The sequence below is a fragment of the Bartonella sp. ML70XJBT.G genome, from assembly GCF_028618575.1.
Taxonomy (GTDB): Bacteria; Pseudomonadota; Alphaproteobacteria; order Rhizobiales; family Rhizobiaceae; genus Bartonella.
Genome location: NZ_JAQITA010000018.1, coordinates 19,979 through 44,738 on the forward strand (window position 1 = coordinate 19,979; position 24,760 = coordinate 44,738).

General features: G+C 38.2%; 15 protein-coding genes, 1 tRNA gene and 1 pseudogene. 4 read left to right on the plus strand and 13 right to left on the minus strand.

Features of this window, described 5'->3' with window-relative positions:
- Positions 1–821: 821 nt before the first annotated feature.
- Positions 822–1,007: a hypothetical protein gene (locus PVV64_RS08345; protein ID WP_273760582.1), complete on the minus strand. Its 186-nt coding sequence runs from the start codon at positions 1,005–1,007 to the stop codon at positions 822–824.
- Between the two features lie 520 nt (positions 1,008–1,527).
- Here PVV64_RS08345 and PVV64_RS08350 point away from each other — a divergent pair.
- The 4 genes and pseudogenes from PVV64_RS08350 to PVV64_RS08365 form a co-directional block, all read left to right on the plus strand.
- Positions 1,528–2,160 (plus strand): ABC transporter transmembrane domain-containing protein, encoded by a 633-nt coding sequence (locus tag PVV64_RS08350; RefSeq protein WP_273760583.1) that lies wholly within the window; start codon positions 1,528–1,530, stop codon positions 2,158–2,160.
- Between the two features lie 56 nt (positions 2,161–2,216).
- Positions 2,217–3,035 carry an ATP-binding cassette domain-containing protein gene (locus tag PVV64_RS08355; protein WP_273760584.1) on the plus strand — a complete coding sequence of 273 codons (819 nt, stop codon included), beginning with the start codon at positions 2,217–2,219 and terminating at the stop codon, positions 3,033–3,035.
- A gap of 24 nt (positions 3,036–3,059) precedes the next feature.
- Entirely contained in the window at positions 3,060–4,385 is a 1,326-nt protein-coding gene (locus PVV64_RS08360; protein WP_273760585.1) for an HlyD family type I secretion periplasmic adaptor subunit, read from the plus strand.
- A gap of 181 nt (positions 4,386–4,566) precedes the next feature.
- Positions 4,567–4,848, plus strand: a pseudogene (locus PVV64_RS08365) (toxin-activating lysine-acyltransferase); the annotation flags it as partial.
- Positions 4,849–4,946: 98 nt separating this feature from the next.
- Here the strand turns inward: PVV64_RS08365 and PVV64_RS08370 are convergent.
- The 12 genes from PVV64_RS08370 to PVV64_RS08425 all read right to left on the minus strand — a co-directional run.
- Positions 4,947–7,688 (minus strand): autotransporter outer membrane beta-barrel domain-containing protein, encoded by a 2,742-nt coding sequence (locus PVV64_RS08370; protein ID WP_273760593.1) that lies wholly within the window; start codon positions 7,686–7,688, stop codon positions 4,947–4,949.
- A gap of 1,469 nt (positions 7,689–9,157) precedes the next feature.
- On the minus strand, positions 9,158–9,559 hold the full coding sequence (locus tag PVV64_RS08375; protein WP_273760586.1) for a hypothetical protein: 402 nt from the start codon (positions 9,557–9,559) through the stop codon (positions 9,158–9,160).
- A gap of 2,539 nt (positions 9,560–12,098) precedes the next feature.
- Positions 12,099–16,310 carry a DNA-directed RNA polymerase subunit beta' gene (rpoC, locus tag PVV64_RS08380; protein ID WP_273760587.1) on the minus strand — a complete coding sequence of 1,404 codons (4,212 nt, stop codon included), beginning with the start codon at positions 16,308–16,310 and terminating at the stop codon, positions 12,099–12,101.
- 174 nt (positions 16,311–16,484) lie between these two features.
- Complete coding sequence (rpoB, locus tag PVV64_RS08385) at positions 16,485–20,633, minus strand: DNA-directed RNA polymerase subunit beta (protein WP_273760588.1); 4,149 nt, start codon at positions 20,631–20,633, stop codon at positions 16,485–16,487.
- 283 nt (positions 20,634–20,916) lie between these two features.
- Positions 20,917–21,288 (minus strand): 50S ribosomal protein L7/L12, encoded by a 372-nt coding sequence (rplL, locus tag PVV64_RS08390; protein ID WP_004860149.1) that lies wholly within the window; start codon positions 21,286–21,288, stop codon positions 20,917–20,919.
- A gap of 100 nt (positions 21,289–21,388) precedes the next feature.
- Complete coding sequence (gene rplJ, locus PVV64_RS08395; protein ID WP_273760589.1) at positions 21,389–21,907, minus strand: 50S ribosomal protein L10; 519 nt, start codon at positions 21,905–21,907, stop codon at positions 21,389–21,391.
- Positions 21,908–22,269: 362 nt separating this feature from the next.
- Positions 22,270–22,968: a 50S ribosomal protein L1 gene (rplA, locus tag PVV64_RS08400; RefSeq protein WP_273760590.1), complete on the minus strand. Its 699-nt coding sequence runs from the start codon at positions 22,966–22,968 to the stop codon at positions 22,270–22,272.
- Between the two features lie 4 nt (positions 22,969–22,972).
- Entirely contained in the window at positions 22,973–23,401 is a 429-nt protein-coding gene (gene rplK / locus PVV64_RS08405; protein WP_006925402.1) for a 50S ribosomal protein L11, read from the minus strand.
- A 148-nt stretch (positions 23,402–23,549) separates the two neighbouring features.
- Complete coding sequence (gene nusG, locus PVV64_RS08410) at positions 23,550–24,080, minus strand: transcription termination/antitermination protein NusG (protein ID WP_273760594.1); 531 nt, start codon at positions 24,078–24,080, stop codon at positions 23,550–23,552.
- Positions 24,081–24,100: 20 nt separating this feature from the next.
- Positions 24,101–24,313, minus strand: a complete 213-nt coding sequence (secE, locus tag PVV64_RS08415; RefSeq protein ID WP_273760591.1) for a preprotein translocase subunit SecE — start codon at positions 24,311–24,313, stop codon at positions 24,101–24,103.
- A 206-nt stretch (positions 24,314–24,519) separates the two neighbouring features.
- Positions 24,520–24,595, minus strand: a tRNA-Trp gene (locus PVV64_RS08420).
- A 46-nt stretch (positions 24,596–24,641) separates the two neighbouring features.
- Positions 24,642–24,760: elongation factor Tu (locus PVV64_RS08425; RefSeq protein ID WP_208436598.1), on the minus strand; the 119-nt coding region annotated here is incomplete at its 5' end.

Here is a 24,760-nt window from a genome sequence, read left to right on the forward strand (position 1 = left end):
AATAATATAGATTATAATTAAAACAGACTATTTTATATAATTTAATACATTATCAAGTAAATTATATCTATAAAGCATAATAACAACAAATATACAAAAAGAAGTTGAAGATATAAGTACAAAAAATAACTTTAATAACATTACTTTTTTTCTTTTTTACTATAATATTTAGACTTAAAAAACAAATTTAAATAAAATATAGCTGTAATTATACTTATTATTCAAAATAACATATTTACAATAAAACTACTAAAATCTTTCCACATAAATAATAACCACTACAAATTATTTCATTAAATAATAAAGTCCAAAATATATTATAAAATATATAATAATTATAATTGACCCTAATTTTATAGACTGTCTCCAAGTAGGAAATTTTAATTTAGAATAAAACATACTTAAAAATACAAATATATTTGTTGCAAGTAATGTATTTTTAATATTAAACATAAGATCAATCATAACAAACTTCAAATTAAATATATGACGTTATATAAAAATTAACTAAAGAAAATAAGAAGAAGAAAAATACAAAAAATGAGATTATTCTTATAAATGATTTTTTACTAATATATTTTTTAAGACACTCCTTAGATTTATAATACAATTCAAATAAAGCTATAAAGACAAATAAAATAGATATTGATAAAAATAATTTAATTAATTCGCTAATAATATGAAAAACATCCATAACATAAAAAATTTCCAAATTAGAATATAGAATTATTATCTAAGAGTTAATTTTATCAATACTTATAGACACATTAATAAAAATGCGTTTATAAGATTATTATAAATATTAGAGATATATTTATAAATTAATAATAGCACTCGTTATACTTGTAACCTAGACCTATACCTGCTCCTACCCCATAGCCAATACCTGCTCCGATACCTGCACCAGTGCCTGCACCTGCAATTGCACCCAATCCACCTGATGAAGAACCTCCTACTAAAGCACCTACAACTACTCCAGTAGTTCTTCCAATATCTCTTCCTACCACTCCGTATGAATTTGCTGTAGAAAGATAATCTCCAACAGTACACCAGGCTGTGATCCACTACCTTGACAAATTTATTGATGAAATATTTGACCACGTATTAGAAACATGAGACCATCCATTAGAAAAACTAGACCGAAATGAACCAAACATATAAATCCTCCTCCTTTATATTTATTAAAACAACGTATCATAGTGATACAGATAAAATGGTTAGCATGCTATTTAGAGCACTTTCAAATATAATTTTAATTTAAAATAAAAATAATGCATACATAATAAATACAGTATGTGTGTATTGTTTATACGTAAAAATATATTTTAATTACATAATAATACTCTTTACAATACTTTTAAAATATTAAACCAAAGCTCTATTTCTCTTTTAAAAATCATAAAATCAAATGAACCCTTCACAAGAAAAACCAGTATCATTCTCCTAGTTTACAAGCACACAAAGAAATATATTTATTATGTTCTCGAACTTAGTTACGTTGCTGTTGTTTTGCGTTTGCTGGGTTTGGTGAACCCCTTTATCTTTCAGGCAATTATTGACCGTATTCTCCCTTTTCAGCGTGCTGAAAGTCTCTATGCTATTGTTATCCTCATGATCGCTATCATGCTGTTTAGCACAGCTCTTAGCACTCTATCAGGTTATTTAGGCACTTATTTAGCCAATCGGCTTACCCTAGAATTTGGACGGCGTATTTATACCCATCTTTTAAGTCTCTCTTTACCTACCTTACGCCATTGGCAAGTAGGAGAACTGTTTTCACGTATTGGAGAAGTTGATACAATTCGCGGGTTTCTAACAGGAACTATTGCAACAACTGTACTGAATGTTCTGTTTGCCATTATTTATCTTGCAGCACTCTTTTCCATTAGTCCGAAACTTACCTTTATCGTCCTTATCATTTTACCCTTACAAATGGGCTCTTTGGCGTTTGTTGGTCCCTTTTTGCGCCGCCAATTACGCCGCGCATTCACTCTGCAAGCCGCCCATAAATCACGCCTTATTGAAAGTTTTACTAATCTTGAAGCCATCAAAGCACATGTAAAAGAACCTGCTCATACGATACGTATGCAAGAAACTTTAGCACGCAGTCTCGATCAAAGCCTTACAACGAGTAAATTTCACCTTTTAAATGGGGCTTAAGCCATATTTTTGGTGATCTTTTCACCATTCTTATTATCTTTTTTGGCGCTCAAGCAGTGCTGCAAAATCAAATCACACTAGGACAACTTATTGCCTTTCATCTTCTTGCTGGCAATGTTTCTGGTCCTATCTTAAGCCTTGCATCCTTATGGGAAGAATGGCAGCATTTAAAAATTTCTCGTCTTCGTTTAGGTGATATTCTTAACTCTCCTTCAGAATGGGAAACAGAAAAACTACCTCTTCAGCTCACTGCGCCCCCTTATCTTGAAGCGAAAAATATCTGCTTTTCTTATGGAGAAAAATCTATTGTTAACCATCTTGATATCTGTTTGCAACCTGGCAAGCCTATCATGTTGCTTGGTCCTTCAGGCTGTGGAAAATCAACTTTAGCCAAACTCCTTTTCGCTCTTTATCCCCCAGCAAGTGGACAAATGATTAACGATCAATCTATACAGAATTTTGATATCCGTAGCGTTCGTAAAACAATCGCATATTTTCCCCAAAGTCCTTGCCTTTTTTCCGGAACCATTCTTGAAAATATGTATCTTGCCAAACCGGATGCTACTGAAGATGAAATCAATGCTGCAATTCATGCTAGCGCTTGTTATGATCTCATTGCCCAATTGCCTCAGGGGCTCCATACCCAAGTGGGTGAGCAAGGTGGCTTTTTGTCAGGTGGACAACGCCAACGCTTAGCATTGGCTTGTTTTTTTCTCATCGAACCGCAGATTCTTATCTTGGATGAACCAACTTCTGCATTAGATGACACGGTCAGTACACAAATTGTTGAACATTTATATAAACTTTCGCAAGAGCGCATCGTTCTTGTCATTCCCACAAACGTGATCTTTTTCCCAAGCATGCAACCATATTAGATTTTACTGATCTGGAGGCAAAAAATGGCAGATAATGCTCCCCATTTGCGCCCTTTATCGCCAACCCTTCATATGGTGGTTGCTGTTTTGATCACCTTATTCCTTTTTATTGTGATTGGTAGCTTTGTCACAAAAACAGAGATTGTTGCACGGGGACAAGGAGCGGTTATTCCCACTTCCTATGTTCAACTCGTCCAAGCGCAAAATACAGGACGTATTGAGAAAATTCTCGTAAAAGAGGGGCAATTTGTTCATCAAGGCGATCTCCTTATTCAATTGGATCCCCGTGAAGCCCTCAATGAACGCGCACGCGTTCAAGCCGATATTGCCCAACAGACTCTTCAAGCCCAAATTGCCGCAGCGATTTTAGCTGCCTTGAGTGAGCGAGATCCTTTGGAGAAAAATTTTGTAACCAAAGGGCTCGCTTATTTGCAGTTTCCTACCTCAAGCAGTACAACAGCGAAAATGGAGGGAGAGAAACTCATTCACGCGACCCTCCAATCATTACAAGATAAAGTAAAAGCACTGAAAGCTCAAGCTGATCGTGTTACACGAAGCGGTGCTGTTCAATACGCGCAATTGGATAAATTAAAAGACGATCAACAATTAAGCCAAGAAAAGCTTAAAGCTGCTAAAAGCCTAATGGAAACAAAAGTCATCAGCAACTCCCTTTATCTAGAACGTTTACATGACTTTAAAAATGTAGAACATGAAATTTTAGCCAATCAAAGACGCTTAGAAGAAAACACGGCTGAAATAGAAGCACTCCGCCAACAAAGACAAAGCCTTATTTCTGATGAAATCGCCCGCTATCGGCAACTTTCTCGTGAAACAGAACTCACTCTTCAAGGATTAAAAGCCAAACTTGACAGCTGCCAATATCGTCTTGACCACTTATCACTTTATGCACCTGTGGATGGACGCATTGATGATTTAAGTATCCACACTTTGGGTGGTTTTGTAGAAGCGGGGAAAACGCTCATGCGTATTGTCCCAGGCTCAGGTGGACTGATTGTTGAAGCGTTTTTTGATAATCGAGATATTGGTTTTTTAGAAAAAGGCCAACGTGCTTACATAAAATTTTCTGCCTTTCCACCTGAACGCTACGGTGTTGTCTATGGCACAGTTACCAATGTAGGTGCAACAGCTCGCCGTGAGCAAGAAATTAATGGTGCTTATGCTGTTTTAATCAAAATCGACCAGGATCACATCACTTTTAATCAGAAAAAGTTGAAATTTATCCCAGGTAGGACTGTGATAGCTGATGTCATTACTTCAAAACGGCGTCTCATTTCTTATTTCTTTGAACCTATTACAAAAATTTTAGAACAATCTCTAAAGGAAAGATAATGTCTGTAAATGAAAATTCATCACCATCACTTATAGATCCTCTTACGGCTTTGGGTGCCATGGCCGTTTTAATGCTTACATCTCCCTTATACCGTCGCTGGCGAATTTGGGATATTGACGAAACTTAGGTCCAGCCTTACGGTTTGGGCAATATAAACTCTATAAAAATGAACATGGAGAATTTTGTGCCTTTACCACTTGGGCTTTTTTAGATGAAAAAAATCATCAATCCATGCTTGAAACGGGAGAACTTTTACCCAATGCCAATTGGCAAGCTGGAAAATATATGTGGTTCATTGATTTTGTTGCACCTTATGGTCATACTGCACATATTGTCCGCGATATGCAGCGGCATGTATTTCCTGATCAGCGTTATTGTTATGCTGTACGACGTAATGAAGATGGCGGGATACGAAAAATTACACGCTGGTGTAGCTATAGAACACAAAATCCAGCCAAATAGTTTTTACAAGACAAGTGAGTATAAATTCATTTAGAAACTCTTCCCAATATATGCTCTCATAACAGATTTTCTTAAATTAAACCTTTCCCGAACGCATTTTAAAAACGATAACGTAAGCCACCAGAAAAATAAATTCCGGTAAAACCAGCTTTAGTAAGCTTATGTTGATAATTTAGATCACCATAAAGTGTAACTTTAGGAGATAATTGCGAATTAATACCCAAACCAGCTTCTAAGGAAGATCCAAAGGAACCTAACTGGAAAGCATCTTTAAAATGCACAAATTGTTTTCCTCTAAAATTATGAGAAAGATGAATTTTGCCATACAAAGACATGATACGCTCCTTTTCAGGCTCTGCAAATGTCTTGGTTAAACGCCCACCAATACGCATTACCCATTGATCAAATTTTCCCATATCAATATCAAATCCATCAATATCGCGTGCTTTATGAAATTGAAGATGCTGATAAACAAATTGAATTTGTGGATCAAAAACAAAACCTTCATACCCAGTGATAAATGCTTTACCAGCAGATAATGAAATATTTAGGGGATTTCCCTTTAATGTTGCCGCTTTGCCCCGTACAGAAGTGAGAACATCACCTTTTAAAAGACCATAGGATAAAAGGCCATCCACATAAAATCCAGCCTCATGTTTCACATTACCATAGGCCGTCACTGACTGTTTATGGAATATACTTTCTCGACTTTTTTCAACATTCTGAGGTTGCAAAGAAAGTCTTCCATAGGTTCCCATAATGCCAAAGGATGTTGTACTGTATGCATTTTCAATCGTTTTAAATAAAATACCTACCTCTATGGCATTATAATCAAGATCACCCGCATAACCATATTCAAGTGCGGAAAGATCTGGGACATAACGATGTTTTCCGCCATAACCATGAACAAATAAAGTAGGACCTCTATCAATCTGTCTACCAGAAACAGAACGTATAGTTTTCAATTGCTTATTTTTATTATTAATATCCATCAATCCAGCGTGAAATAAAGAATTTGGTAAAAGAAGATAGGTTGGAATTTGTGGAACAACATCCCTCACTTTTAGCTCAAAATGAGAGAGTTCTGATGTCTTTTGAATGGGTTGAATATATTTACTTTCGAGGCGAAAATCCCAAAAACTCCCATCGCCTTTTACTAATCTTTGAGAATTCTTTGCTCTCCCAAGAGAAGAATCTGGGCCATACCCACGCAGATAATATTGGTAAGGAAAACCTTCCAACGCAATATAAGAGCTACTCAACTGAAAAGAATCTTCGGCTGCTTTTCCAGAGACTTGAATAAGTGAAATAGTTTTAGCGTTTTCACCACTTGCTGCCTCCCCTTGATTTGCTGCAATAAACTGCACATGAACTGTGGTTTTTCCAGAAACATCACCATGGATCAAAAGCCGGTCTGTCTTTTGATTATTAAGCGAGCCATCACTATTGAGATGCGTATTGAGATAAATCCGAGCATTATCTTGAGCATTGTAAACTTCTCCTTCTCCCTTTCCAATATAAAGAGTCTGGTATTCTTGCAAAGTTGAATCTTCGAAGATAAGAGAACTGTCAGAAAGTTTTACAAATGAAATAGACGAGAAGACACGGTTTAAATCTTGCGAATTTGCCTCTTTCCTTTTTGTCAAAAGCCATTTTGATCCTCCTGTCAAATAAAGTTCCGCAACAGAAGCATCCGTAACGCGGGTGCCCCCTATAAGAGAAGAAGAATCCGCTAAAACCGTCACAGAGGAACCCTTCTCCGCTATGAGTAATAAGTCACCGGAGATCCACGTGCCTTTTGTTAAGCCAATATAACCACTGCTCTTATGACTATGAATAGCTGTACCATTGGGAACGTCAAAAGTTGTATTTTTCAGAAAAACAAATCCCTGTTGGTCTTCATTGTTTTCTTTGTCCATATCAAAATACATGCCATATTTTTTACCTGTAATAGTAACTTTCGAATCTTCAATATTAACGCGTGAAATTAAAATACTTTCCTCGCCACTCCCACTTGAATGCGTATGAGCATCTAATCCCATCCATAAACCATGAATATCGGTTGCCATAACATTGCTCTTTTTTAAAGAAATAGAACCATTCTGATTTACATTAAAAACTGAAAAACCAATCTCATCGTCTTCATCTATCTCTATTTGTTGATCTTTTGAAGAAATGCTAACCCCCTCTAAAGTTGCACGCCCCCGTATGCCTACATAAAGTGCTGCTGCATCTTCCACATCAATCGATCCGCCCGTCATCTTAATAATCGCATCAACACCACTGAAAAGAGCTATTCCTTGGTTAAAGTCCTGCCCCTTTACCTTAATTTTTGTATTCGTTAAAAGCACAGATGCTCCTTGCTTTTCTGCATGAACAGCTATTTCGTTTGCCTCAACGGTTCCACGATTTATCTCGATTATTCCATTATCCGCTCTCAGACCTGTTGACATATCCTTAAAAGTTGAATCATTCAAAACAACTTTTCCCCCTTGTGATGCGACGACACCATAAGCATTCTCCGCACCATCAACACCACTCATTTGGAGACGATTTGCTTGGATAATTGTGCCTGTCTTCTGTGCAACTACGGCAGCAGACGATGTAAGAAAATTGCCTCGCCCCTTCTCTTCTTTCTTAGAAGATTTTACAAATTTGTATATTTTATCGCTAATTGTATGTTCTGCACCATCACTACATTGATAAGGTAATTGGTTTTCATTACATCGAAGTGATACAGGCAAGCGAGAACTCGCATTAACATTTGTATTCAATAAAAAAGGAAAAATAGCTGTTGTAAAAACACACGAATATAATTGACTTTTAGAGACCCTAATCATCATTCCTCTTCAAACTTCCTTGTTCTCAGCAGAACCAAATAATGTAGGCAAGAACAAACTGTGGATTAAAACACGATGATATAAAATAAATAATAAGCTGCTTATCCGGCAAATCTTAATACACATAATACGTTTTGTATTTTATGTAAAGTGAGAATAAAATAAGAGGTCACAATTCACGCTTGCAACCTTTTAAAAGGTTTATACAAAATAGCTAAGAAAGCTAGCATCATTCGCTATCGGAAAACAAATCTGATAAAATTATGCTGATAAAAATTTATAAAAGGAAAACTCTGAAGAGATCTGAATATTATAACGTATTGTATTTTTAAAGAAAATTACATTTAACAAAAAGAACTATAAATAAATATAGTAGAAAATGTATTATATAAATATAAGACAGATCGATAAAAAGTAAACCTCCACGGTTTTCTCTGAAAGAAGAACTTCAAAAAAATCTTTCTGTTCATTTTTATTTCGTAAAATGATGTTCCACTTAAATAATCTATGAGACTAAATAAAAATTACTTACACAATAAACTTTGGATCTTAACTAAAAATACGATACAAGAGAATAATCAATATCCTAAAATTAAGAGGTATCAAACAAAACATCTCACTAAAATCCGGTCTATGGATAATGGCATGTATAGTCGTCTTGAGGTAAAGATTTTAGTAAAAGCGTTTTTTATATAAAGTCAGTTTCGGTCAATAATAACTAACCAAAATACCTAAAAACTCAAACCCGTAAGAATAGCATTGCCAGTTTTTAGCTGAAGAAAACTTAATTTTTGATGTAGAGAGCTATTTTAAAATTTTCTATGGATGCCTTTGATCCTGTTGCTTTTTTAAGGGTTTATGCGATACTGAAAATTGTTTTTGTAAAACTTTTTTCGGTTTTGATGTCTTTTTTTCATTCTCAAAATGCGCTAGCAAAGCTTGTTTTTGTTTCGCTGCACTGGACACAGCAAAGCGATCATCGTCCTTAGACTACTGATATCCTGCTATCATGAAATTGGTTAACAATGAATCATTCCGTGAAGCTTATACAGAATAAATCCCCTTTGAATCCTGCAACCTGTCCCGATAACCAACTCTGAACATGCACTTATAAATTGATGCAAACAGCACGAAACCCAATCTATCTCTTTAGGGGGACATAGATTGGTTCACAACAACATTTGGATAGAGCATGTTGGATTGAGCTTTACCGATACCTCATCTTTTTCATAATGCCAATGTCGATGAAGACAGCTGGTTTATACATCCAGTTGTGCTTAAGAGAACTATGTTACTCAAATAATCTCAAGATTTTTCTCACTTTCTCGTCTTCCAATGAATTTATTTACGATAAAAGACTTGTCGCTTATTAATATTTCTTCTCCCCATTTTCCAAGATATTTCAGAACTCAATGGAAATGATGGATAAGAAAAAAGACTGAATTTTTAATCATTCCCAAAAGCAAAATTTAAGGCTGACATTCAGGTTGCTCTTTATGCTCTTTACAATGAGGGCTATTCAAGCGTCTCTCAACACTTCTCTGAGGAATCACTGCACTAGGCTGACAAATTGGCAGATTTCCATGTTTCTCACACCATTTCACCATCCCCAATTTATCATGAAAACCTGCTTGTATCATACATAGACGCTCTGTTTCTTCTGCATTTAATTTTTCATCGAGGCTTGTGTCTGTATCAAGGCGACCATCAAGATACTGCATTCCACACTCTAACAAAGCTTTTTTTATCTCAATTTGATCTGCACCAGGCTTCTCCCATGCATCTACAGCTGTTTGAGAAGGCTGCTCTAGGAAACATCCAGCCATAATAAATAGAAATATCCCGCTTAATAATTTTACAATCTGCTTCATTTTTCTATCCTTGAATATTTGATATTAAAAACAACCTATAAATTATTTTATATCCTGTCTTTTCCTTCCAAAATAATGATAGACGACATCAACCTTTATTATCATTTTGGATATCTTATTTTCAATAATTTCTGGCATCATATATCATGTCAAAAATATGGTAGAATTACTGCTCAATACTTCTTCCCTCAACGTTATACCCATAATTATGATCATATTCGTATTACAACTTAAAGTAGTTTTTAACTATTGTATCACATTGGTATAACAATTATAGATAAATATAGATAAACAGCATTGCAGTGATGCTTTGAGAAAACAATTCCAAATAAGAAAGCACAAACATGGATGTGGGGATTGTGGTTTCCACAAACAGTAACACTTAAGGTAGGCATTTATATTGTTCTGGATGCTTTTCACAAAAAGAACTATTGAAACCTTCTTGATACTGCGCTGTGGATTGATAGAGGCAGGATGATAAATGGGATTTTTTTCTTTAAAAGCATAACATGGCCCCATCCTTGAACTCTTTCATCTTTATAGCAAAATTCATCTAAAACATACAGATAAAACTGCTGCTTTTTCATTGAAGCTCACTTTTGTCTTTTTTGCATCCTTATCATAAAGGATTGGCATGGCGCATTCCAACAATGTGCTTTTTCTATCCCATTAAATCTATATTAAACTTCTCTTACATGCTCATATATTCAAAAGGAGGCTTGCATAAAATCATATCTAGTAGCACTTAACAGAATAAGCCTACTCAATAATTTAGAGGTTTATTTCATTTTTTGCTCGATGAACTTTAAAAATAAATTGGGTATAGAATTGAAAGAATACTCGCACCCTGTGCGTGTATCGCCCGCATGACCATAACAACTATGAATACTCAGAAAATATCCCAATAGTGCTTTCTCTACTCTTTAAATAAAATTATACTATAGATTGTCTTGGAGATATAAGTCGTATCATCAATAGAAATTTATTTCTAAGGATAACTGAGAAAAGGTAAGTAAATTATAACAAAACACCATATCAAGAGGAGCAACGACATAGTTTTGTAAGCTGACATAATTTTTCTTACAATTGCTTACAACATATCACGTATTCGCTATTGATTATGCATGACCAACGAATTGCAAAAGATAGAACTCTGTTTTATTTGTTATACTGTGAACGCTCTATTTTCCAGTATCACCGAATCCACTGCTTACTATCAAGCTACGAGGGCTGTGCACATCAATAAGCATCTTTCTATGCCATAACGATATCAAAAATTCTAAAATTTCTTTATCAAATGACTCACCCTAAAACTTTTTATAAAGTGCTCCCCCAAACTCTACTTTCCATGAGTCAGCTTATAAGAAAACTGTAAAATAAAATTGTTTAATTATCTTCAGCTTTTCAATAATAGTACTGAAATATTGGTTTTTTATTACGCTCTATTATAGGATTTCCCTCTCTATTGGTTAAATAGATTATATTTTCATTTTTTTATTATGCCAACAGTGCCAACAAGATGCTCTAAATGTAATTTTACCAATTTCATCTTAAGCTTTCCTAATCCTTCATCTATTGATCATATCTAAGCTATTATGAACTATTCCCTCAACCGACTGTTCATCTATCGGCACTTCAGCTTAGCGATTCTGCTGTGTTGCGGCTGAAGAAGGACCCCTTAAAACCTTTTTCCCATTGCTTTCTAGCTGGCTTTACCTGTAAGGATATGATGCTACCATTGCTGATATAGCAAATCTGTTATCCGCTTTCGCTGTATCATAGGCTTTTTCGTGATTTAAAATATTGTTGACGATGCTCTTTGTAAGGCCACATTGCATTCTTGCATCTCATCATCCCAAAAATCTTAAATATTAACTGCTCGTTTAAACATTTAAGACGTGAGCTCTACATAGGAAAGGTAGCAAAAGTCCTTATTCTTCATAATAACTTAAAGTCCGAATAATAACTTAAAGTCCGAACATCTATTAAAAATTCTCATTTCACTTATAATTGAATAATATCCGTACAGTTCACTATTCGTTTTTATAAGCTTCTTATCTCTGCTTTTCTCAAGTCTTATATGAAGGAAATACAAAGTTTTCCCTCATGCATATATCGTATAGCAAAAAATCAATTTTTCCTGATTATAAAAAACTTTTGATCATTTATGGTAACTTTTTTAATTTTTATAAAAAATACCAATCAAAAAAATATTAAAATAAGGCATTGTATTATTTTAGATAAGACATCTTTTTCCTTTAAAATATCGCTGTCTATTCCCTATGCATTCTTCTCCTTTGACGTTCTTTAAAAGGTCGTTTTATCTGATAAAAATAAAAAATTTTATAAATAAAACAAAAAGATAAAGCGCATTAACAAAAATACAACAACCACCATGGATGTTTATGATAACAGTCATCTCACAGTTTTTTATGTCATATTTGTTAAAAAAGCGCTTTTTCTGCATTGTAAAATAAAAAAAACGCCCGAATTCTAAATTCAGGCGCTCTCCTCTTATTCTTTATGAAATTTATTTAAATTATTCAGCAACTGCTTCAGTTGCCATATTTGTCAACATCGCCTTAGCTACCTCATTATTACTCGATTTGCGTCGCTCATCTACGATTAAATCATCACGAACTGCTGCAATACGGCGGATTTGTGCAATCGTACCACCTGTTCCGGCAGGAATGAGACGACCAACAATAACATTCTCCTTAAGACCTTGCAAAGTATCAATTTTACCAGAAACTGCCGCTTCCGTAAGCACTCTTGTTGTCTCCTGAAAGGATGCTGCCGAAATAAATGATGGTGTTTGAAGAGATGCTTTGGTAATTCCAAGAAGGATGGGAGTACCGGATGCGGGTTTCTTCCCTTCTGCAATCAAATTATCATTGATCTCATCAAGTTCAATACGATCAACATTATCGCCTGGGATATAACCAGAATCTCCAGATTCCGTAATTTCTACTTTTTGCAGCATCTGGCGAACAATCACTTCAATGTGCTTGTCATTAATGAGAACACCCTGCAAACGATAAACTTCTTGAATTTCATTAACAAGATAAGATGCCAAAGCTTCAACGCCCTTAATCGCCAAGATATCATGAGGCGCTGGATTCCCATCAAGGATATAATCCCCTTTTTCAATTTGGTCGCCTTCTTGGAAGTGAAACAACTTCCCCTTTGGAATCAAATATTCTACTGGTTCAAGGGTTTCATCATTTGGTTCAATAATAATACGACGCTTATTCTTATAACCACGACCAAATCGAATTGTACCGCTGACTTCAGCAATGATGGCGTGGTCCTTTGGACGCCGTGCTTCAAAAAGCTCTGCCACACGTGGTAGGCCACCTGTAATATCTTTTGTTTTAGCACTTTCCATGGGCAAACGCGCAATAACATCACCGGCCTTAACATGAGAACCAGGTTCAACAGACAAAATAGTCTCCACTGACATCATGTAACGGGCTTCACCACCTTTATGCAATTTGGCAATGTTGTCACCTTTTTTATCTGTATGAATGATAATAGCTGGTTTTAACTCAGCACCACGAGGATTCGCACGCCAATCAATCACCAAACGCTTCGTAATACCCGTAGATTCATCAGCTGTTTCAGTAACTGATAAACCATCAATCATATCCTCAAAGCCTACATAACCCTCAACTTCAGTTAAAATTGGACGCGTATAAGGATCCCATTCTGCTATACGTTGTCCACATTTAACAACGTCACCATCATCAACAAAAATATGTGCACCATAGCTCACACGGTGAACAACACGCTCTTTACCCGTCTCATCCTTGATGAGGATAGCCATATTACGTCCCATAACCACCAAATGGCCTTCAGAATTGCGGACCACATTACGATTGCGGATCTCTACCCTACCCTCATAAGACGCTTCTAAATGAGATGAATCAACAACTTGTGCTGTTCCGCCTAAGTGGAAAGTACGCATCGTAAGCTGTGTTCCTGGTTCACCAATTGATTGAGCAGCAATCACACCAACTGCCTCACCCTGATTAACTGGTGTTCCACGTGCCAAATCACGACCATAACATTTGGCACAAACACCAAGACGTGTTTCACATGTTAAAGCAGACCGAATTTGAACAGATTGAATTCCGGCTTCTTCAATCTTAGCAACATCAGCTTCCTCAATCATTGCTCCACCCTCAAGAATAACTTCCCCAGAGACGGGATGCAAAATATCAATCAGCGCTGTGCGCCCCAGAATTCTTTGCCCAAGAGACGCAACAATTTGCCCTGCATCAACAATCGGCTGCATAGTGAGCCCCTTTGCAGTACCACAATCAACAGCTGAAATAATCGCATCTTGTGCAACATCAACAAGACGCCGTGTGAGATAACCAGAGTTAGCTGTTTTTAATGCAGTATCAGCAAGCCCTTTACGAGCGCCATGTGTTGAATTGAAGTACTCGTTAACGGTTAGCCCTTCCTTAAAGTTTGAAATAATGGGAGTTTCAATAATTTCACCCGATGGCTTTGCCATTAATCCGCGCATACCAGCTAGCTGTTTCATCTGATTAGCAGAACCACGCGCACCAGAATGCGACATCATATAAATAGAGTTCATTGGACGCTGACGTCCCGTTTTAGGATCAAATCCAACGGCTTGAATGCGCTTCATCATTTCATCGGCAACACGATCCGTACATTTCCCCCACGCATCTACAACCTTGTTATATTTTTCACCTTGCGTAATCAAACCATCATTATATTGCTGTTCATATTCTTTGGCCAAAGCTTCCGTTTCTGCAACCAAACGTGACTTGCTATCAGGAATAACCATATCGTCCTTGCCGAATGAAATCCCCGCTCGACACGCATAAGAAAAGCCAAGTTGCATAATACGATCACAAAAAATAACTGTCTCTTTCTGACCACAGTGCCGATAAACCTGATCAATCATTTTAGAAATATTCTTTTTCGTCATCTCTTGATTGACTGTATCAAATGAAATATTTGAATTTCTTGGTAAAAGCTCTCCAATAATTAAGCGGCCAGGCGTTGTATCATAAAGTTTAGCAATCTCTTTTCCATCCTTGCCTATATTTTTAACACGACCTTTGATTTTCGTGTGAAGCGTTACAATCTTATTTTCCAAAGCATGATGGAGTTCACCCATATCAGCAAAAGCCATTCCCTCTCCTGGTTCTTTTTCAGAAACAATGGAAAGATAGTAAAGGCCAAGAACCATATCCTGTGATGGAACAATAATCGGTGCACCATTGGCTGGATGAAGGATATTATTGGTCGACATCATCAAAACACGAGCTTCGAGCTGTGCTTCAAGAGAAAGCGGAACATGAACCGCCATCTGATCACCGTCAAAATCCGCATTAAAAGCTGTACATACCAGTGGATGAAGTTGAATAGCTTTGCCTTCAATCAAAACAGGTTCAAAAGCCTGAATCCCTAAACGGTGCAATGTCGGCGCACGATTGAGCAAAACAGGATGCTCACGGATAACTTCATCCAAGATATCCCAAACCTCAGGATGTTCTTTTTCAACAAGCTTTTTGGCTTGTTTTACAGTTGACGAATACCCCTTTGCATCAAGCCGCGCATAAATAAAAGGCTTAAATAATTCCAGAGCCATTTTTTTAGGAAGACCACATTGATGTAGTTTTAATTCAGGACCCGTCACAATAACAGAGCGTCCTGAGTAATCAACACGCTTCCCAAGTAAGTTTTGACGGAAACGTCCTTGTTTACCCTTTAGCATATCTGAAAGAGACTTTAATGGACGCTTATTTGCCCCTGTAATCACACGCCCACGCCGACCATTATCAAACAATGCATCAACAGCTTCTTGGACCATACGTTTCTCATTACGTACAATAATCCCAGGAGCACGAAGCTCAATCAAACGCTTCAAACGGTTGTTACGATTTATGACACGACGATAAAGATCATTCAAATCTGAGGTCGCAAATCGCCCACCATCAAGTGGAACCAATGGACGTAAATCAGGTGGAATGACTGGTATCGTCTTCATAATCATCCATTCTGGTTTATTGCCAGATTCAAGGAAATTCTCGACGATTTTAAGCCGTTTAATCAGTTTTTTTTGTTTTAATTCCGACGTTGTTTCAGACAATTCAACGCGCAAATCATTAGCGATTTTCTCTAATTCCATACCTGCTAAAAGCTCGTAAATAGCTTCAGCACCAATCATAGCCGTAAACTGATCTTCCCCAAACTCATCAACAGCGAGCATATATTCTTCTTCAGAAAGAAGTTGATGAAGCTTAAGGGATGTCAAACCTGGTTCTGTTACAATATAATTCTCAAAATAGAGAACCCGCTCAATATCCTTTAAAGTTAAATCTAAAAGTGTAGAAATACGCCCTGGTAATGATTTTAGAAACCAAATATGCGCAACTGGTGCTGCAAGTTCAATATGCCCCATGCGCTCACGACGCACGCGCGAAAGTGTCACTTCTACACCGCATTTCTCACAAATAATGCCCTTATATTTCATGCGTTTATATTTACCGCATAGACATTCATAGTCCTTAATCGGACCAAATATACGCGCACAAAAAAGACCATCACGCTCTGGCTTAAAAGTCCGATAATTAATCGTCTCAGGCTTCTTGATCTCACCGTACGACCAAGACAAAATCTTCTCAGGACTCGCAATGGAAATACGAATAGAGTCAAATGTCTGTGCTGGCGCTTGAGGATTGAAAAGATTCATGACCTCGTGGTTCATGCCGTTCTCCTTCAAAGATTCTTAGAACCTGTTGTAATATCTCATTTGTTTTATCACAGATGTTTTTTAAAGGCTATTTCTACTTTTTAAAACTGTCTGTGCTCTCTTCATAAAAGTTTCTTGATTTAGCCTCTCAAGACAACCAGAGCGCACTCTTTCCAGCGCGCTCCTTTATTATTCTGATGTATCAGATAATGCCCGCTGCGCAATAAGTTCACGTGCATCATCAAGTTCTACATTAAGAGCAAGTGAACGCATTTCTTTCACCAACACATTAAAGCTCTCAGGTATACCAGCCTCAAATGTATCGTCACCACGCACAATTGCCTCATAAACTTTTGTTCGACCAGCAACATCATCGGACTTAACTGTCAACATTTCCTGGAGAGTATATGCAGCACCGTAAGCTTCAAGTGCCCAAACCTCCATTTCACCAAAACGCTGACCACCAAATTGCGCCTTACCACCCAATGGCTGCTGTGTAACAAGGGAATATGGTCCAATCGAACGCGCATGAATCTTATCATCAACAAGGTGGTGTAACTTCAACATGTAAATATAACCCACCGTCACCGGACGATCAAAAGGCTCTCCAGTACGACCATCGTAAAGTGTGACTTGGCCTGAGCTATCTAAACCTGCATCCTCCAGCATCATATTGATATCCGCTTCATGTGCTCCATCAAAAATAGGTGTTGCAATTGAAACGCCTTTTTTCATCTGCTGCGCTAATTTGTAGAGGCTTTCATTATCATACTGACGGACTGGTTCATTATGATCATTATCAGGCATAAGATTTTCGATACGCTGGCGCAGAGGTAGTATATCCCCAGTCTCTTGATATAACTCTAACAAATCACCAATCTTCTTGCCCATTCCAGCACATGCCCAACCAAGATGCGTTTCAAGAATTTGTCCAACATTCATACGACTAGGCACACCAAGTGGATTTAAAACAATATCAGCATGGGTTCCATCTTCAAGAAATGGCATATCTTCTACGGGAAGAATACGAGATACCACCCCCTTATTACCGTGACGTCCCGCCATTTTATCACCTGGTTGGATTTTGCGTTTTACAGCTACAAAAACCTTCACCATTTTCATGACACCAGGAGGCATTTCATCGCCTCTTTGGACCTTCTCAACTTTATCCATAAAGCGACGTTGTAGGGCATCCTTTGATTCATCATATTGCTTGCGCAAAGCCTCAATCTCACCCTGAAGCTTTTCATCCTCAACAGCAAATTGCCACCATTGTGAGCGTGGATACTGCCCCATGATCGTATTATCAAGTTTCTTACTGCTTGCAAAACCTTTCGGTCCTTCTACTGCCACTTTACCTGCTAACATATCGGAAAGACGCGCATAAACATTGCGATCAAGGATCGACTGCTCATCATCACGGTCTTTCGCTAAACGCTCAATTTCCTCACGTTCAATTGCCATTGCACGTTCATCTTTTTCGACACCATGACGGTTAAAAACACGAACTTCAACCACAGTTCCAAAAGTTCCAGGCGGCATGCGCATAGAAGTATCGCGAACATCTGAAGCCTTTTCCCCAAAAATCGCGCGTAAAAGCTTTTCTTCTGGGGTCATGGGACTTTCACCTTTTGGTGTAATCTTACCCACTAAAATATCACCAGGTTGAACTTCAGCACCAATATAGATGATGCCAGCTTCATCAAGATTCCTTAATGCTTCTTCTGCAACGTTAGGAATATCACGGGTGATTTCTTCCGGACCAAGCTTTGTATCCCGTGCCGCGACTTCAAACTCCTCAATATGAATCGAAGTAAAGACATCATCGGCAACAATGCGTTCAGATAACAAGATGGAATCTTCGTAGTTGTATCCATTCCAAGGCATAAAAGCCACAAGCACATTCCGCCCAAGAGCTAAATCACCAAGATCTGTGGAAGGACCATCAGCAATAATATCACCCTTTTCTATCCGATCCCCAACATGCACAAGAGGACGCTGATTAATACAAGTAGACTGATTAGAACGCTGAAATTTCTGTAAGCGATAAATATCAACGCCAGATTTTGAAGGATCTAAATCTTCTGTTGCACGAATAACAATACGGGTTGCATCAACTTGATCGACAATACCACTGCGCTTTGCACTCACAGCTGCACCTGAATCACGCGCAACAACCGATTCCATTCCCGTACCCACAAAAGGTGCTTCAGCACGTACAAGAGGCACTGCCTGGCGTTGCATATTTGATCCCATCAACGCACGATTGGCATCATCATTTTCCAAAAACGGAATAAGAGCTGCTGCGACCGAAACTAGCTGTTTTGGAGAAACGTCCATCAAATCTACATGATCGCGCGGCGCCATCAAAACCTCACCCGCATGACGACAAACAACGAATTCTTCTGTAAAGCGCCCTTCACTATCTAACGAAGAATTGGCCTGTGCTACATAATGCTTTGATTCTTCCATCGCAGAGAGATAAATAACTTCTGTTGTTACTTTACCATCAACAATTTTACGATATGGACTTTCAATAAAACCATATTTATTAACACGTGCAAATGTCGCTAAGGAATTAATCAAACCAATATTAGGGCCTTCAGGGGTTTCAATCGGACAAATACGACCATAATGCGTAGGATGTACGTCACGAACTTCAAAACCCGCTCTCTCACGAGTCAAACCACCTGGACCAAGAGCAGAAAGACGACGTTTATGGGTAATTTCTGATAATGGATTGGTTTGATCCATAAACTGTGATAATTGCGAAGAGCCAAAAAATTCGCGAACCGCTGCAGCAGCAGGCTTTGCATTTATTAAGTCCTGCGGCATGACTGTATCAATTTCAACCGATGACATACGCTCTTTTATCGCACGCTCCATGCGCAATAAACCAATGCGGTATTGATTCTCCATCAATTCCCCAACGGAACGAACACGACGATTGCCAAGATTATCAATATCGTCAATTTCACCACGACCATCACGCAATTCAACCAACATCTTCACAACAGCAAGAATATCTTCTTGACGCAAAATGCGAACTGTATCTGGACAATCAAGATCCATCCGTAAATTCATCTTAACACGCCCAACCGCAGAAAGATCATAACGTTCTGGATCAAAAAACAGCGAATGGAACATAGCTTCTGCTGTATCCATTGTTGGTGGCTCACCTGGACGCATTACGCGGTAAATATCAAATAATGCATCCTGTCGGCTTTCATTTTTATCCACTTTTAAAGTATTACGGATATATGCCCCAACATTCATATGGTCGATATCAAGGATATTGATTTGATCCGCATTAACATCAGATAAAATTTTTAATATTTTTTCATCAATTTCATCACCAGCTTCAAGATAAATCTCACCTGTCTGATAATTGACAATATCTTCTGCTAAATAGCACCCTAATAAATCATCCTCACTGACTTTGACTGCTTTTAACCCCTTTTCAGCTAAAGATTTTGCAACACGAACCGTTAGCTTTTTACCAGCCTCAGCAACAACTTCGCCACTGTCTGCATCAACAAGGTCAGAAACGAGCTTCATTCCTTTAAAGCGATCAACAGAATAAGGAATACGCCACCCATCCCCATCTCGCTCATAAGTCACTTTATTATAAAATGTCGACAAAATATCTGATGCATCCATGCCTAATGCCATCAAAAGACTCGTAACAGGAATCTTACGTCGCCGATCAATGCGGGCATAAATGATGTCTTTAGCATCAAACTCGATATCAAGCCAAGACCCCCGATAAGGAATAACACGAGCAGCAAAAAGAAACTTACCCGATGAATGGGACTTTCCCTTATCATGATCAAAAAAGACACCAGGAGAACGGTGCATCTGTGAAACAATAACACGCTCTGTACCATTAATGATAAAAGTACCATTCGTCGTCATTAAAGGCATATCGCCCATATAAACGCCTTGCTCTTTTATATCTTTGATATCCTTTGAGCCAGTGTCTTCATCAACATCAAAAACGATTAAACGTAATATCACTTTCAATGGTGCAGCATAAGTCAAATCACGCTGACGGCATTCCTCAACATCAAATTTTGGTAAATCAAATTCATAACCAACAAACTCAAGCATAGCTGTACCGGAAAAATCCGAAATAGGAAATACCGATTTAAAAACAGCTTGCAAACCTTCATCTGGTCGTCCACCTTTGGGTTCCTCAACCATGAGAAACTGATCATATGACGCTTTTTGAACCTCAATAAGATTCGGCATCTCTGCTACTTCAGGAATCTTACCAAAAAATTTGCGTACGCGCTTACGACCATTGAATTGAGACATCATCGCTAGGGTCTGAGCCATCGTCGCTCCTTGATCTTTACTTTTCAAGGTAGACTAAACCTTGAAAGCCTTATATCATTAACCTGCATATGCAGATCAGTTCATTCGATACCCATTTAGGGCACTACCAATTTGTCCCACTCATAAAAACCATCTATTCAATTGGCTCAACAATGAGGGACTAAGAGCAAAAACCACTCCCAACAGTTACTGGAAAGCTGGGAAAAGTTCTTCATTAATCATTTCCCTTCTTGTGAGAAGAAAGGAAATCGGCGAACATAAATGCTCGCCGATAAAATCAAATTTATTTAAGTTCAACTTTAGCACCAGCAGCTTCAAGTTGAGATTTAATTTTTTCTGCTTCGTCTTTTGAAGCCCCCTCTTTAATAGGTTTAGGTGCTCCTTCCACCAAATCTTTAGCTTCTTTAAGACCAAGGCCTGTAAGAGCGCGAACTTCCTTAATAACATTAATTTTTTGCGCACCACCTTCAACAAGAATAACATCAAATTCTGTTTTTTCTTCAGCAGCTGGCGCAGCAGCACCAGCAACAGCAGCGACAGCTACAGGAGCAGCAGCCGAAACACCCCACTTCTCTTCAAGCAACTTAGAAAGCTCTGCTGCTTCCAAAAGGGTTAGGTTAGAAAGGTCTTCTACGATCTTCGCTAGATCAGCCATTTTTAAATTCCTTCAATTAAAAGATTTGAACCATTGTTTAAACTTATTCAAAAAATAGAAAAGTACTAAAACTCTTCCATAGTATGAATGCAAAACAGCCTTAAGCCGCCTTATTCTCCTGAGCATATGCCCCAATGACACGTGCAACCTGACCACCAGGTGCATTAACAACCTGTGCGATACGGGTTGCAGGAGTAGAAATCATACCGACAAGTTTTGCGCGTAATTCGTTTAGTGAAGGCAATGAAGCCAATGACTTCACAGCATCTACACTCAAACTTATTGCACCCATTGAACCGCCAAGGATGACAAATTTGTCATTGGTTTTCGCAAAATCAACAGCAACTTTCGGTGCTGTAATTGGATCTTCTGAATAAGCAATAAGCGTCTGTCCCGTAAACAAACACGCTATTGATTCAGATTCCGTGCCCTGAAGAGCGATTTTAGCAAGACGGTTTTTGGCGACTTTAACGGCACCGCCAGCTTCACCCATTCTCGAACGAAGATCGTTCATCTGCGAAACTGTCAGACCGGAATAATGTGCAACAACAACAGAACCAGACTTCTGGAAAGCCTCGTTAAGCCATGTAACAAATTCGCGTTTTTCCGCTCTATTCACTGTCTCTCTCCATTTAACAGATTTGCTAAAACAAACCCGTTGGTTACCTTTGATAACATAAAATATCTTATGCCACCGATGAGGATCCTGTCCCCTTTTTCACGCACAGCGATCAAAGGCAACCTTGGCTCAAACCCTTTAAGTCTTTAACTCTCAGTTCTTACCCCAGTCTCATGCAGGTTTTTTTGATTAAGATACTCTAATAGCATCACCCACAATCTCGGACAGGATATTCCGGAATTTCCTCCGGCATCACCTAAGCTCGATAAAGCTTAGATAACAAAATAACGATAAAAATCGATATTTTAAAATATAATTTTGATATTCATACACCCCAAACAAAATTATAAATCTGTTTAAACTCACTCTGCACGAACTGTTGTAGGATCAACTTTAACCCCAATCCCCATAGTTGAAGAAACTGCAACACGTTTAATATATTCACCTTTTGCACCTTGCGGTTTGGCTTTAATAACAGCACTGGCAAAAGCTTTAATATTTTCTACTATTTTTTCAACCCCAAAAGAAGCCTTACCAATGCCAGCATGTACAATACCAGCTTTTTCTACACGAAATTCAACAGCACCACCTTTAGAAGCTTTAACAGCACCAGAAACATCAAGTGTCACAGTTCCAACTTTCGGATTTGGCATCAAACTGCGTGGACCAAGAATCTTACCAAGACGACCAACCAAAGGCATCATATCCGGTGTTGCGATACAACGATCAAAATCAATCGTTCCACCATTAATACTTTCAAACAAATCTTCAGCTCCTACAATATCTGCACCAGCTGCTTTAGCTTCCTCAGCCTTATCTCCACGCGCAAAAACCGCAACACGAACATTACGCCCCGTTCCATTGGGTAAATGAGCAACACCCCGAACCATTTGATCTGCATGACGCGGATCAACGCCTAAGTTCATCGAAATTTCAATTGTTTCGTCAAATTTAGCAACTGCACGCTCCTTAACCATCGAAACAGCATCATTTAAAGCGTAAAGTTGATTAAAATCAACATCTTTGCGGATATTTTTTATTCTCTTTGCTAGTTTTGTCATAACATTAGCCCACCACTTCCAAGCCCATAGAGCGAGCAGAACCTTCAACCATACGCATCGCTGACTCAATGTCATTAGCGTTAAGATCTTTCATCTTTGCTTCTGCAATTGAACGTATCTTATCACGCGAGATGCTCCCTACAGACACTTTACCAGGCTCTTTTGAACCAGATTTTAAATTTGCTTCCTTTTTTAAGAAAAAGGATACAGGAGGTGTCTTTAAAGAAAAGGTAAAAGACTTATCTTGGTAATAAGTGATCACAACTGGAATCGGTGCACCCTTCTCCATTTCCTGTGTCGCTGCATTAAATGCCTTACAAAATTCCATAATATTAATCCCACGCTGACCAAGAGCTGGACCAATCGGTGGAGATGGAGTAGCAGCCCCTGCAGGAACCTGCAACTTAAGCTGACCTATACTTTTTTTTGCCATAACAATCTGCCTTCAATTTTACTGGTATACGGACAACTTGCTCGCCCGCCACCTACTGCAGTTAAGTGGTTCGGTTCATTAAGCCGACAATAGCCATAAATCACCTCCCACCAATTACTCAAAGTGATAAAAACCACTTTAAATCTCATCAGAGTTTTTCAACCTGATCAAACTCTAAATCAACAGGCGTAGGACGCCCAAAAATGAGAACCTCGACCTTAAGGCGAGAACGCTCTTCTTCAACCTCTTGCACGATACCATTAAAGGAAACAAAAGGACCATCAGCAACGCGAACCTGCTCTCCCACCTCAAATAATACAGAAGATTTCGGAGTCTCAACCCCTTCTTGAACCTGTTTAAGAATCTGCTCAACTTCTCGATCAGAAATGGGAACGGGACGCGAATCTGACCCCAAAAAACCCGTCACTTTAGGGGTATTTTTAATGAGATGGTAAACCTCATCTGTCAACTCAGCACAAACAAGAACGTAACCAGGAAAAAATTTCCGCTCAGCATCAACTTTGCGCCCACGACGAACCTCTACAATACGCTCTGTAGGAACAAAAATCTTCTCAAACAGATGATCAAGCCCCTTCTGTTTTGCTTCCTTCTCAATAGCTTCCGCTACCTTCTTTTCAAAATTTGAATATGCTTGAACAATATACCAACGAGCAGCCACAGTCACACTTCCTTGCACTTTTAACTAAAAAGATATTTTAGAAGATCAATAAACCGCCAAACACCAAAATGCATAATTTGATCCACAACAAAAAAGAAAGCCGAAGCTAATGCCGTTACTAACAACACCATAACAGTCGAAATTACTGTTTCACGACGCGTAGGCCACTTCACCTTAACTGTTTCTGCATAAACCTGCTTTAAAAAGGTAATTGGATTGGTTTTAGATGCCATTAGTCACACTATACTCTTTCTACTTTATAGTACTTATACAACAAAATAAATACGACAAAAATGCGAAAAGCCAATCTTAAGCCTTATGCACCTTCCTTATTCTCTACTCAATAACGATTCACACACAAAAAAACAAGCCCTATAGAAAAAAAAGAGAGGAAGGCAGTGAAAAAACCGCCTCCTAACAGCGAAAACTCATTTCTCTCTGGCAGGGGCAGCAGGGCTTGAACCCGCGACCTGCGGTTTTGGAGACCGCCGCTCTACCAACTGAGCTATACCCCTAACTTTTTTATTAAATCATTCACCAATTCCCCTCAAAGACCAATCCTTACTCAATGATCTTAGAAACGATACCGGCACCAACAGTACGACCACCTTCACGAATAGCAAAGCGAAGTTTCTCTTCCATGGCAATAGGCACAATCAATGAAACATCCATCGCAACAT